The sequence below is a fragment of the Cupriavidus mimosae genome, assembly GCF_023952485.1.
GTDB lineage: Bacteria > Pseudomonadota > Gammaproteobacteria > Burkholderiales > Burkholderiaceae > Cupriavidus > Cupriavidus taiwanensis_C.
In genome coordinates this window covers 174,946-188,030 of the sequence record NZ_JALHRY010000012.1, presented here as the reverse complement: position 1 = coordinate 188,030, position 13,085 = coordinate 174,946, and the positions used below count along the sequence as shown (strand labels likewise).

At 68.2% G+C, this 13,085-nt stretch carries 9 protein-coding genes; 4 read left to right on the top strand and 5 right to left on the bottom strand.

Annotated features, from left to right (window positions below; translation table 11 throughout):
* The first annotated feature begins 182 nt into the window (after positions 1-182).
* On the top strand, positions 183-1,937 hold the full coding sequence (locus tag MKD50_RS22195; protein WP_252668670.1) for an ABC transporter permease: 1,755 nt from the start codon (positions 183-185) through the stop codon (positions 1,935-1,937).
* 12 nt (positions 1,938-1,949) lie between these two features.
* Complete coding sequence (locus MKD50_RS22190) at positions 1,950-3,278, top strand: ABC transporter ATP-binding protein (RefSeq protein ID WP_252668668.1); 1,329 nt, start codon at positions 1,950-1,952, stop codon at positions 3,276-3,278.
* Positions 3,279-3,345: 67 nt separating this feature from the next.
* On the opposite strand, the gene MKD50_RS22185 is transcribed toward MKD50_RS22190, so the two are convergent.
* From MKD50_RS22185 to MKD50_RS22165, 5 genes are all read right to left on the bottom strand, one after another.
* Entirely contained in the window at positions 3,346-5,775 is a 2,430-nt protein-coding gene (locus MKD50_RS22185; protein ID WP_252668667.1) for an FUSC family protein, read from the bottom strand.
* A gap of 65 nt (positions 5,776-5,840) precedes the next feature.
* A complete protein-coding gene (locus MKD50_RS22180) occupies positions 5,841-7,655 on the bottom strand; it encodes a M61 family metallopeptidase (RefSeq protein ID WP_252668666.1) in 1,815 nt (604 codons plus the stop codon).
* Between the two features lie 72 nt (positions 7,656-7,727).
* Positions 7,728-8,732, bottom strand: a complete 1,005-nt coding sequence (gene acuI / locus MKD50_RS22175) for an acrylyl-CoA reductase (NADPH) (protein ID WP_115704992.1) — start codon at positions 8,730-8,732, stop codon at positions 7,728-7,730.
* A gap of 112 nt (positions 8,733-8,844) precedes the next feature.
* On the bottom strand, positions 8,845-9,603 hold the full coding sequence (locus tag MKD50_RS22170) for a DsbC family protein (RefSeq protein ID WP_115704994.1): 759 nt from the start codon (positions 9,601-9,603) through the stop codon (positions 8,845-8,847).
* Between the two features lie 56 nt (positions 9,604-9,659).
* Entirely contained in the window at positions 9,660-10,949 is a 1,290-nt protein-coding gene (locus tag MKD50_RS22165) for a UbiH/UbiF family hydroxylase (protein ID WP_115704996.1), read from the bottom strand.
* Positions 10,950-11,206: 257 nt separating this feature from the next.
* Between MKD50_RS22165 and MKD50_RS22160 the strand changes: the two genes are divergently transcribed.
* Both MKD50_RS22160 and ychF read left to right on the top strand, forming a co-directional pair.
* Complete coding sequence (locus tag MKD50_RS22160; protein WP_115704998.1) at positions 11,207-11,458, top strand: hypothetical protein; 252 nt, start codon at positions 11,207-11,209, stop codon at positions 11,456-11,458.
* A gap of 283 nt (positions 11,459-11,741) precedes the next feature.
* Positions 11,742-12,833: a redox-regulated ATPase YchF gene (gene ychF / locus MKD50_RS22155; protein WP_252668665.1), complete on the top strand. Its 1,092-nt coding sequence runs from the start codon at positions 11,742-11,744 to the stop codon at positions 12,831-12,833.
* Positions 12,834-13,085: the final 252 nt, after the last annotated feature.

Sequence of the window (13,085 nt, the reverse complement as noted above, 5' to 3'; positions counted from 1 at the left end):
GTGTCATCGACACCAAGTAAACTAGACCGCCATGCCGGGCGTTACCAGGGGATGCGCGCCGCCCGGCGTGATCAGCATAAAGCCGGCGGCATGCGGGCTGTGCCGTTGTCCGCCGGGGCCGCGAACCAGAGGCAGGCCACAAGCCTTCGTCCTCCAAGCTCGATACAGCCCGACAAGCGCCCATGATGCCACCCGCCGACCGCAACGCGGCCCCGCCCGCCCCGGGCTTTGACAGCCAGCTGCTGCGCGCCCCGCCCAACCGCTTCGACCTGGCGTTGCTGCCGATCATCCTGGCCGTGATCGTGATGATCGCGTTCGCCGCGCAGCAGATGAACGTCCCGTTCCGGCCCGGCCAGCCGCTGGCGGTGCACCTGGACGTGGCCTACCTGCCCTATTACCTGATGCGCACCAGCGTGCGCATGCTGGCCGCGCTGGCGGCGTCGCTGCTGTTCTCGCTGGCCTTCGCCGCGCTGGCGTCGAAGAGCCGCACCGCCGAGAAGGTGCTGGTGCCCGCGCTGGATATCCTGCAGTCGATCCCGGTGCTGGGCTTCCTTTCCATCACCGTGACCGGCTTCATCGCCCTCTTTCCGGGCAACCTGGCCGGCGTGGAGTGCGCGGCGATCTTTGCCATCTTCACCTCGCAGGCCTGGAACATGGCGTTCAGCCTGTACCAGTCGTTCCGCACCATCCCCGGCGACTTGCTGGAGGCCGCGGCGATGTTCCGGCTGTCGCCGTGGCAGCGCTTCTGGCGGCTGGAAGTGCCGTACGCCATGCCGGGGCTGCTGTGGAACATGATGATGTCGATGTCGGGCGGCTGGTTCTTCGTGGTCGCGTCCGAAGCCATCTCGGTGTCGGGCCACGATATCCGGCTGCCCGGCATCGGCTCCTATATCGCGCTGGCGATCCAGCAGCAGGACCTGGCCGCGATCGGCTGGGCCATCGTGGCGATGCTGGTGGGTATCCTGCTGTACGATCAGCTGCTGTTCCGCCCGCTGGTGGCCTGGGCCGACCGCTTCCGCTTCGAGACCCTGGCGCAGGACAAGCTGCCGCAGTCGTGGCTGCTGGACCTGCTGCGCCGCTCGGCGTGGGTGGGCGCGCTGCTGGCGCAAGCCGCGGCGCTGGCCACGCGCACGCTGGCGTGGGGCGCGCGCACGCGCACGCCAGCACCGGCCCGCCCAGTCGATCCGCATCGGGCGTTATGGCTGGCCCGTGCCCGCGACGCCGCGATCGTGCTGGTGGCGCTGGCCGCGCTGCTGCGCGTGGGCTATTTCGTCCACAGCGAAGTGGGCTGGGCCGAAGTCGTCCATGTGCTGTGGCTGGGCACGCTGACCATGCTGCGGGTGATCGTGCTGATTGCGCTGGCAGCGCTGGTATGGGTGCCGATCGGCATCCGCATCGGCCTGAACCCGGACCTGGCGCGCGTCGCGCAACCGATCGCGCAGTTCCTGGCGGCGTTCCCGGCCAACCTGATGTTCCCGCTGGCGGTGATGCTGATCGCGCGCTTCGGGCTGAATCAGGAGATCTGGCTGAGCCCGCTGCTGATCTTCGGCACCCAGTGGTACATCCTGTTCAACGTGATCGCGGGGGCGTCGGGCATCCCCACCGAGCTCAGGCTCGCCGCGCGCAACTTCGGCCTGCGCGGCTGGCTGCTGTGGAAGCGCTTCCTGATTCCGGCGGTCTTTCCCAGCCTGCTGACCGGCCTGGTGACGGCCGCGGGCGGCTCCTGGAACGCCAGCATCGTATCCGAATACGTGACCTGGGGCGACCGCACCATCGTCGCCACCGGCCTCGGCAGCTATATCGCCGAGACCACCGCGCGCGGCGACTTCCCGCGCATTGCGCTGGGCATCGGCGTGATGGCGCTGTTCGTGGTGGGCTTCAACCGGCTGTTGTGGAACCGCCTGTACCAACTTGCGCAGGAGCGCACACGCCTGTAAGGCAAGGCAACGATGGCAGAGAACATTGCAACCCCTACCGCCGCGGCGGTGATCGAACTGCGCGGTGTCGGCAAGATTTTCCGCACCGCCAGCCAGAGCGACCGTGCCGTGCTCGAAGGCGTCGACCTGACCCTGTGCGAGGGCGAGATCGTCGCCATGCTTGGCAAGTCAGGCTCGGGCAAGTCCACGCTGCTGCGCATCATGGCGGGGCTGGTCGGCGCCGACCGCGGCGAGGTGCGATTCCGCGGCCAGCGCCTGGCCGGCACCGCCGAAGGCATCGCCATGGTGTTCCAGTCGTTCGCGCTGTTTCCGTGGCTGACGGTACAGCAGAACGTCGAGCTCGGGCTGGAGGCGCAAGGCGTGCCCAGGGCCGAGCGGGAACGCCGCGCCGAAGCGGCGATCGACCTGATCGGCCTGGCCGGCTTCAACAGCGCGCTGCCGCGCGAGCTGTCGGGCGGCATGCGCCAGCGCGTGGGCATTGCGCGCGCGCTGGTGACCGAGCCCGACCTGCTGCTGATGGATGAAGCGTTCTCGGCGCTGGACGTGCTGACCGGCGAGACCCTGCGCGACGAGATGCTGGCGCTGTGGGCAAGCGGGCGCGCCAATATCCGCAGCATCCTTATCGTTTCGCACAATATCGAAGAAGCGGTGATGATGGCCGACCGCATCGTGATCCTGTCGAGCGACCCGGGCCGCATCCGCGCCGAAGTGCCGGTGGCGCTGCCGCGCCCGCGCAACCGCGACAGTGCGCAGGTGCGCGCGCTGGTCGACCAGATCTACGCACTGATGACGGCCCCGGCGGCCGAGGCGCGCGTGCCCGCACCCGCGCGCGAGATCGGCTACCGGCTGCCGGACGCCGACATCAGCCAGATGGAAGCCATCCTCGACCTGCTGTGCGAGGCGCCCTTCCACTGCCGTGCCGACCTGCCCCACCTGGCCGACGAGGCCGGCCTGACCGACGACGAACTGCTGCCGGCCTGCGAAGCGCTGCAACTGGTGCGGCTGGTGTCGATCGAGGCCGGCGACATCGCCGCCACCGACGCGGGCCGCGCCTACTACGCCGCCGAGCCGCAGCAGCGCAAGGCGATCTTCGGGCGGCAATTGCTGGCCAACGTCGCGCTGACCGCGCATGTACGGCGAGAGCTGGAGGCGAGCGAAGCGGGCGAGATCCGCGAGGAGCAGGTGCTCGAGGAACTGGAGCAATTCCTCAAGCCGGCGGAGGCCGAACGCGTGCTGAGCGTGGCGATCGGATGGGGGCGATATGGGGAGATCTTCGAGTACAGCTATAACAGCGGGGTGCTGACGTTGCCGGAGGATGAGGGGGCGAGGCACGGCGTTTAATCTTGCTGCTGGTTTTCTCCCCCTCCCGCTCGCGGGAGAGGGGAGAAAAACAATCGGTTCCGGATCTCTACGACCGCGCCCGCATCGCCCGCCCGATCGCTCCCGTGCGCAGCGCAATCTTGGCCGCGTCCTCGCGCAGCGCGCGCAGCCGGCGCTCCAGCACCGCGTTGGCGGGGCGGCCGGTGGAGCTTGACGTCAACCCTGCCTGTTCGCTCGACTCGCCCGCCGCGGCGGCCTGCACCAGCGTGTCGGTGCGGCGCTTGTCGGCGGAATCGGCCAGGCGGGCGCGGCGTTCCGCGGCGGCGTCTTCCGCGGCTTCGGCCGCATCTGCCGCTTCGGGCATGACGGTTTCGACAACCGGTTCAGGGGCCGCTTCGGTCACCGCTTCAGCCACCGCTTCCGGCGCCGCCTCGACTGTCGCCGCAACCGGCTTGTCGGCTGCCACCGGGACGGCCTCCTTGCGCTCCGCCGGCGCCTTGCGGATGAAGCCCGCGCCGCGGCCGCCGCCGCGCTCGTCGGCGTGCAGCCGTTCGCTGGCAACCTGCAGGCTGTGGCTGGCGGCCTCGGTGGCCTGCTCGATCGCCGCCTCGGCGGCCGGGATATCGAGCTCATCGTAGTGCTGGCGCACCTGGATGCGCGCGGCCGCCACGTGCGCCGCCACCAGGTAGTTCTGCACGATGAAGCGGTTCAGGTTATCCACGGCGCGGTGCCGGCTCCTGGGCTCGTCCAGCATGCGCTGGAACGACGAGATCAGCGCGGACAGATTGTCCATGAACTGCTTGCGCTGCACGCGGTAGGCAAAGTCATCCTTGGCCCGGCGCAGCAGCAGGTCGCGCGTGGCGGCGATATAGCGGCGGTTGGCCTGCAGCACGGCTTCGACCAGCTTGGGGATGGCGCGGTACTCCCAGCTCGGCAGCACGAAGCTGAACAGCGACGCGATGATGCCGCCGATCACCGTATCCACCAGCCGCTCGCCCGCCACGGTAGGGCTGTTCGGCATCAGCAGGTGGATCTGGATCAGCACCTGGATGCAGGCGGCGATCGCGGTGTAGCGGTATTTGATGGTGACGAAGGCGGCGCTGGCCACCAGCGACAGGAACAGCACGCCCAGCAGGATCAGCGGCTGGTGCACTACCTTCAGGATCGCGACCGAAACCACGCAGCCGATCAGCGTGCCGATCACGCGGTCGTTGTAGCGCTGCTTGGTCATGCTGAAGTTGGGCTTCAGGATCACGATGATGGTCAGCAGGATCCAGTAGCTGTGCGACACGTAAGGCAGGCGCTCGGCGATCCACAGGCCCAGCGCCACCGCCATCGATACCCGCAGCGCAAAGCGGAACGCCGGCGACGTCCACTTCAGGTTGTCGCGCAGCACGCTCAGCTCGTACTTCTGGCGCGTCAGGAACGGCGTCATGTCCGAGCCGGGCAGCACCTTGCCGGGTTCCACCGGGGTGCGCGAGGCCTCGTGCAGCTGGCCGATCAGCGTGATCGCGCCGCGCATCATGTCGAGCGTCTCGACCAGCGCCGTCATCGCCGCCGGGTTGATATGGTGGTGGCGCAGCTGCGCGATCTCCGCCTCCACCGCGCGCAGGCCCTGGCGGTAATCCACCGTGGCGTACGAGCCCCGCCCGCGCGTGACTTCGTAGGCGATCTCTTCGACGTCCTTGCACATCTGCATCACCAGCCCGCGCAGGTGGTCCAGCACCGGCGTACCGGCGAAGGTCTGGCGCAGCATCGGATAGTCGGTGTTGGTCGACAGGATGTACTCGTACAGGTCGAGCATGCGCAGGTGCACCTGCACCAGCAGCCCGTCGTGGGGGGTGCGATTGCCGCGCAGCACCAGGTCGCGCGCGGCCTGCTGGCGCTCGGCCACCACGATCTGCTGGCGCACCAGCTGGTTGAACTGGGCCTCGAAGTCATTGCCGGCGTCGTAGAAGCCGGCCTTGATTTCGAGATACCCCGCCAGCTCGTACAGCGATTCGGCCAGCACCTGCTGCCGGGTACGGCGCTCGGTGATCCAGCTCACCAGCATCGCGTATCCGAGATAGGCCACCGCGCCGATGCTGAACAGCGCCGCATGCTCCAGCGCGCGCCGCACCAGGAAGTCTTCGTTGATGGTGAGCGTCATCACGAACAGCGCGGCGAACTGCAGCGGCAGCGTCTTGTTGCCGTACACCGTCATCATGCCGGCCATGAACGTCACCAGCACCAGCAGGAACGGCATCACGCGCGGGAACGGCGTGGCCAGCGCCACCACCAGCGTGACCACGCTGCACAGCAGCACGCTGGCCAGCATCTCGTTGAACTTGTGGTTCAGCGGGCTGGGCAGGTCCATCAGGCTGGTGCACAGCGCGCCCATCGACACCACCATCGCGGTGGGCAGGTCGCTGAAATGCAGCGCGATCAGCGTCGCGCCGATTACGCCCGTGGCCGAGCGCAGCCCCCGGTACACATAGTGCGAATACAGGAAGGTGCGGGGGTCGTGCGCGTATTGCATGCAGCGGGGACGTTGGACTGCGGTGGCGGTGGCGGTATCCGGTGTCGCGGCGAAAGGAGGCTAGCTCACTGGCCCAGCCAGCGCGAGCGCGCCGCATGCCGGCCGCCCTCCGCCTTGAGCTTGAACTGCGCCGCCGGCTCGCGCGCCAGCGTCACCGGCAGCGCCTGCAGCTCGTCGCGGCGGAAGGCGTGCAGCTCGATGCGGTCACCGGGGCGGTAGCGCGCCAGCAGCTTGTCGAGCTGGCCCGGCGCCATGCGCACGCCGTCGACGGCGACCAGCAGGTCGCCTGCGGACAGCCCTGCGGCCTGCGCGGCGCCGCCGTCGAGCACCTGGGTCACGCGTACCCAGCCGTCCTCGGTCTTGACCTTGATCCCCAGCGCGGCGGTGCGCGCCGGCTTCTGCGCCTCGGCCTTGATTCCGAACGCCTTGAACAGCGGCGGCAGCGGCAACTCGCCGGTGCCTTCGGTCAGCGCACGCAGCAGCGGCCCCATGCGCAGGCCCGTGACTTCATCGAACAGCGCATGGACCTCGGCCTCGGTCACGCCGCGCTGCACCGCGTCCGGCGCATAGAAGCCGCGGCCGTAGTCGCGCCACAGGGCGCGCATGACATCGTCGAGCGAGCGCCGCCCGCGGGTCTTGTCGCGGATGGTCAGGTCCAGCGCCAGCGCCACCAGCGCGCCCTTGGTGTAGTAGCTGACGATGGCGTTGGGCGCGTTCTCGTCCTGGCGGTAGTACTTGGTCCAGGCATCGAACGAGCTTTCGGCCACGCTCTGCTTGGTGCGGCCATTGCCGCGCAGCACGCCGTTCCAGGTCTTGGCCAGCATCTCGACATACTGCGCCTCGGTGACGCAGCCCGAGCGCACCAGCACCAGGTCGTCGTAGTAGCTGGTAAAGCCCTCGAACAGCCACAGCAGCGGCGTGTAGGTCTCCTGCGCCAGCCGGTACGGCACGAACGCGGCCGGCTTGATGCGCTTGACGTTCCAGGTGTGGAAATACTCGTGGCTGCACAGCCCGAGGAAGGTGCGGTAGCCCTCGCTGGTCTCGCTGTTGCCGCGCACCGGCAGGTCGTTGCGCGAGCAGATCAGCGCGGTGCTGGCGCGATGCTCCAGGCCGCCGTAGCCGTCGCTGGTGACCATGGTCATGAACACGTAGCGCCGGTTGCTGTCCAGGAACGGCGCCTGCGCCGTGCGCGGCTCGAACAGCCGGATCTGGGTCTCGCAGATGCGCTTCAGGTCGCGGCACACGCGCTCGAGATCCAGTTGCGGCACGCGCCCGGTGAAGACCACGTCGTGCTGCGCGCCGCAGGCGCGGAAGCTGGCCAGCTGGAAGGTGCCCATCTCGACCGGGTGGTCGACCAGCTCGTCGTAGTCGGCCACCTGGTAGCGGCCGAAGCCGTAGCGCTTCGCTCCGTCGCGGCCGGGCGCCTCGCGCATGGCGGTGGCCACGCGCCAGTCGCGGTAGGCCTCGCCCGCGGGGGCATGGATGTCGACCGTGCATGGGCGCTCGGCCTGCCCTTCCACGCACAGGAACACCGAGCTGCCGTTGAAGAATCCATGGGTGGTGTCCAGGTGCGCGGCGCGCACCGACAGGTCCCAGGCGTAGACCTCGTAGCTGAGCGTCAGCGGGCCGTCGGCGAGGGTGACCGGCGCGGCCTGCCAGCGCTGCTTGTCGAGCTTGCTCAGCGCGATTTCGCGCCCGCCCGCGTCGGCGCGGATGCGCACGATATTGCGCGCGAAGTCCCGGATCATGTAGCTGCCGGGAATCCACGCCGGCAGCGAGAAACACTGCCCGGACGGATCGGGCTCGCTGACGGTGACGGTAACGGCAAACAGGTGCGCTTCAGGCTGAAGCGGGGCGATGGCGTAGCGGATCGGCGTCATGGGCAGGATTGTAACGTCGGCGCTGCATGCAGCGCCGGCGCGGGGAGGCGCGGTGAGACGGCCCGGTACTGCTCAGCCGCGATTCACATCCACCACCACGCGCCCGCGCATGGCGCCTTCCATGATCTTGCGGCCGGCCTCGATGGCCTCGCCCAGGCCGATCTCGCGCGTCAGCGCATTGAGCCGGTCCAGCTCCAGGTCGCTGGCCAGGCGCTGCCAGGCCTGTTCACGCAGCGCCATCGCCGCCATCACGCTGTCGATGCCGTGCAGCGTGATGCCGCGCAGGATGAAGGGCGCGACCGAGCCGGGGAAATCCAGCCCTTGCGCCAGCCCGCACGCCGTCACCACGCCGCCGTAGCGCACCTGCGCGCAGGCATTGACCAGCGTGTGCGAGCCCACCGAATCGATCACCGCCGCCCAGCGTTCCTTCTGCAGCGGCTTGCCCGGCACGCCCAGCTCGGCGCGGTCGATCACGTCGTCGGCGCCCAGCGCCTTCAGGAAATCCGCCTCGCGCGTCTTGCCGGTCGAAGCCACCACCCGGTAGCCCAGCTTGCTCAGCAGCGCGATCGCCACCGAACCGACCCCGCCCGAAGCCCCGGTCACCAGCACCTCGCCGTCGCCCGGGCGCACCGGGCCGTTGACGCCGCCGCGCTCCAGCGCCAGCACCGACAGCATCGCGGTATAGCCCGCGGTGCCGATCGCCATGGCCTGGCGCGTGGTGAAGGCAGCGGGCAGCGGCACCAGCCAGTCGCCCTTCAGGCGCGCGCGCTGCGCCAGGCAGCCCCAGTGGGTCTCGCCCACGCCGTAGCCATTCAGCACCACCTTGTCGCCGGCTTTCCAGCGCGGATGCGCGGACTCAAGCACCGTGCCGGCGCCGTCGATGCCCGCCACCATCGGCCACTTGCGTACCACCGGCGAGCGCCCCGTGATGGCCAGGCCGTCCTTGAAATTGATGGTGGAGTAGTCGACGGCGACCAGCACGTCGCCATCGGCGGGCAACTGGGCCTCGTCGAGGGTGGCGAGATTGGCCTGGGTGGCGCCGTCGGCCTGGGTCAGCAGCACTGCCTGGAAAGTCATGGTGTCTCCTTGGTCGCCTGGCGGCGATCGCATGCAATGATGGAAAAGGCAGAAAGCACAACGGCCGGACAGGTCCGGCCGTCGCTCGAGCCGGTACCGGTCCGGCGCGCGCTTATTTCTTGATGCTGGCGAGCTTGCGCTCCAGCGTGGCGACGTCCGCCGCGCCCGGGATGCGGGTGCCGTCGGTGAAGAACACCGCCGGGGTGCCGGTCACGTTCATGCTGTGGCCGAGGGCCAGGTTCTCTTCCAGCGGAGTCTTGCAGCTGCCGTTGCCGGTCAGCGCCACCTGCTTGAGCATCCAGTCGCGCCAGGCCTTGGTGCGGTCGGCCGCGCACCAGACCTGCTTCGACTTGGTCTCCGAATCCGGCGACAGCACCGGGTACAGGAAGGTGTACACGGTGATGTTGTCCATCTGCTGGAAGGTCTGCTCGATGCGCTTGCAGTAGCCGCAATTGGGATCGGAGAACACCGCCACCTGGCGGCTGCCATCGCCCTTGGTCCACTTGATCGCGCGCGCCAGCGGCAGGTCCGACCACTTGATGCGGTTGATCTCCGCCAGCCGCTCCTCGGTCAGGTTGGTGCCGGTACGGGTGTCGATCATCTCGCCGTTAAGGATGTAGCGGCCGGTGGCATCCGTGTACACCACCTGGCCGCCGATATTGGCTTCGAACAGGCCCGGCACCGGGGTCTTGCCGACGCTCTTCACTTCGGCGCGGCCGCCCAGCATCTTCTGCAGGGATTCCTTGATGCGGTCGGTGCCGGGCTCGCCCGCCGCCATGGCGTGCAGCGCGAAGCCGGCCGCGGCCAGACCGCCGGCGATGGCGGTCAGGGTGGCGTAGACGGCGGGACGGCGGCGCAGGGATGGGAACATGTTGACTCCAGGAATTCGGTAAAGGGGCGTACGGAGGGTGGACAGTGCGTGCGCACCTAGCCGAGCGCGCGCCCGATCAGCAAGCGCTTGAGCAGCGACTGTCCGCCGACCGCGCGCATGCCGGTATTGCGCACCACCCGCGCCACGCTGCCCGGCAGCGAGAACAGCCGGTGCAGCCCGTCGGTGGCGGCGGTCAGCGACAACAAATCGGTGGCGCGCGCGCGCTCGTAGCGGCGTAGCAGGCGCAGGTCGCCCTCGCTGCGGAAAGGTTCTTTGTCGGCCATCACGCGGCCAAGTTCGGCGACGTCGCGCAGGCCCAGGTTCATGCCCTGGCCGGCCAGCGGATGCACCACGTGGGCGGCGTCGCCCACCAGCGCCACGTGCGGCTGCACGAACTGGTCGGCACGCTGCAGCACCAGCGGGAAGCCCTGCGCAGGGGTCACGCAGCGCAGCGCGCCGAACTGCGCGCCGACCGCGCCACTGGCGCCCTGCATCACGGTGGCGGCGAGCGCCTCGGGCGACAGCGCCAGCAGCTCGCGCGCGTGGGCCTCGTCGGCGGACCAGACCATCGACACATGGTTGTCCGGCAGCGGCAGCATCGCCAGCACTTCGCCGTTGGCGGGCTCCTCGTCGGCCATCAGCTTTTCCGGCGCGCCCAGGAACCACTGCCAGGCGGTTTCATGGTGCGGCCGCTCGCAGGCAAAGTTGGCGACCACGCCAAGCTGGCGGTACTTGCGCGTGCTGACGCCGATATGGCATTGCTGGCGCAGCCACGAGCGCGCGCCGTCGGCGCCGACCGCCAGGGCGGTGCGCACCTTGCCGCCATGGTCCAGCGTGAGTGTGATGCCGTCGGGGTCGCGCTCGCACACGCCGGCGGTGCCGTCGTGCCACGTCACCTGGTGCTGGAAGCCCAGCGCGGTGTCCAGCGCGCGCTCGACCAGGCGTGACTCAATGATCCATGCCAACTGCGGCACCGCCGCGGCATACGCGGAGAAGTGCAGGTCGCCGTCGAAGCTGGGCGAGGTCTCGGCGGCGCTGACATCGCCGAATACGCGCATGTCGCGCACCGGCTGGATCCGCGCCGGATCCAGGGCCTCCCACACGCGCATGCGTTCGAGCAGCGCCTGCGAGCTGGCGGAGAAGGCGTAGATGCGGCTGTCCCAGTCGTCCGGCCCGGCGCTGGCCACGGCTCGCGCCGGCCTGGGAGCAATCAGCGCGACGTCCATGCCCTGCTGGGCCAGCAGCAGCGCGCAAGACTTGCCGACGATGCCGCCACCGACGACGGCAACCTGGAAGGCGGAGGATTTGCGCGCGGCGGGTCGCGCGGACGCGTGGGATCGGGTCATGGCTGGATTATAGCCACGTCACTCCGGGGCCCGTCCGCGCCAGGCTGGCGGAGCCAAGCCGGCACGCAAGGCGCCTTGTGGCCGCACCCGGCACGCGACCGACTCGGCGACGCTTCGGCCGATCCTTATAGCCGCAAGTCATAAGCCTTACAACTAAACAATAGGGTCGGCGCTTTCGCCTTCGGACGCGGCCGGGCGTATATTGAAACGAAATGTTTCTGGCCGGGGAACTCACCACCTGAAGGGAGGTGGAACAAATGCTCAAACAAACACTATTGATTGCCGTCGTCACCGCTGGGGCCATGGGCACGGCATTCGGGGGTACCGGTCTTCGCGACGTTTACACGGATGGCGCGAAGGTTTCGAAATTTGATGTCTACACCGATGGGGCAAAGGTGTCGAAGTTTGATGTCTACACTGACGGCGCGCGCACGACCGAAACCCGCGACACCTTCACGGACGGCGCAAGAACCACGGATATGCGGGACCAGTTCACCGACGGAGCCTGATCGCCACCACCACGATCCGGCATCGAACCACGATACACGGCCAGGCTGACACCTTGGCCGTTTTGCTTGCCAGGGCTTTGCTTCTCCGCTGACACCGCCCCGCGCCCCCAAAAGGTTACAATCGCGGTTTTGCGTGGCAAAGGCGTGCAACCGCGCCGAGCCAGCGCGATGTGATGTCTTTGTCTCGTCCCGACGCACCCGGCGGTAACGCGCGATCCGCGCCTGCCATGGCGGTGCCGGCACCGGTGGCATCACGCAACCCATTGATTCCGAAGACCAGACCATGAGCCTCCAATGCGGCATCGTCGGCCTGCCCAACGTCGGCAAGTCCACGCTGTTCAATGCCCTCACCAAGGCCGGCATCGCCGCCGAAAACTATCCGTTCTGCACCATCGAGCCCAATGTGGGCGTGGTGGAAGTGCCGGATCCGAGGCTCGCGAAGCTGGCCGAGATCGTCAAGCCGGAGCGCATCCTGCCGGCCACGGTCGAGTTCGTCGACATCGCCGGGCTGGTGGCAGGCGCCTCCAAGGGTGAAGGCCTGGGCAACCAGTTCCTGGCCAATATCCGCGAATGCGATGCCATCACCCACGTGGTGCGCTGCTTCGAGGACGACAACGTGATCCACGTGGCCGGCCGTGTGGACCCGCTGTCGGATATCGAAGTCATCAACACCGAACTGGCGCTGGCCGACCTGGCCACCGTCGAGAAGGCGCTGGCGCGCTACGTCAAGCCGGCCCGCGCCGGCGACAAGGAAGCCCAGCGCCTGGTCGCCGTGCTGGAAAAGGCCCAGTCCGTGCTGGACCAGGCCAAGGCCGTGCGCACCCTGGACCTGGCGCCGGAAGAGTGGGATGCGATCCGCCCGTTCTGCCTGATCACCGCCAAGCCGACCATGTACGTGGCCAACGTGCGCGAGGATGGTTTCGACAACAACCCGCACCTTGACGCGGTGCGCGAATACGCCAAGCAGACCGATTCCCCCGTAGTCGCCGTGTGCGCCGCCATCGAAGCCGAGATCGCCGACCTGGACGACGCCGACAAGGCCGAGTTCCTGGCCGACCTGGGCATGGAAGAGCCGGGCCTGGACCGCGTGATCCGCGCCGGCTTCAAGCTGCTCGGCCTGCAGACGTACTTCACTGCCGGAGTCAAGGAAGTGCGCGCCTGGACAATCCACGTGGGCGACACCGCGCCCAAGGCCGCCGGCGTGATCCACACCGACTTCGAACGCGGCTTTATCCGCGCGCAGACCATCGCCTATGACGACTTCATCAGCTTCAAGGGCGAGACCGGCGCGAAGGAAGCCGGCAAGATGCGGGCGGAAGGGAAGGAGTATGTGGTGAAGGATGGGGATGTGATGAACTTCCTGTTCAACGTCTAAGCCAAAGCTGTTGATTCGGGATGTCTCAAGACATCTCGAGACCCACCAAAAGCCCAGCAACTGCTGGGCTTTTTTCTTCCTCGCGGCAGCGGACGACGGTTTAGCACTGCTCAGCCGCCTCGCAACGACGAATTGCCAGCGCGCTGCCCCAAGGCCGAACATGGGACGTGCGCGACCAACGTGGCGTCGGCAACACCCTGCCAGTCACATCCCAAGCAAGTTCGGAAATTTCAGTACTGCTTTTGGGACTCA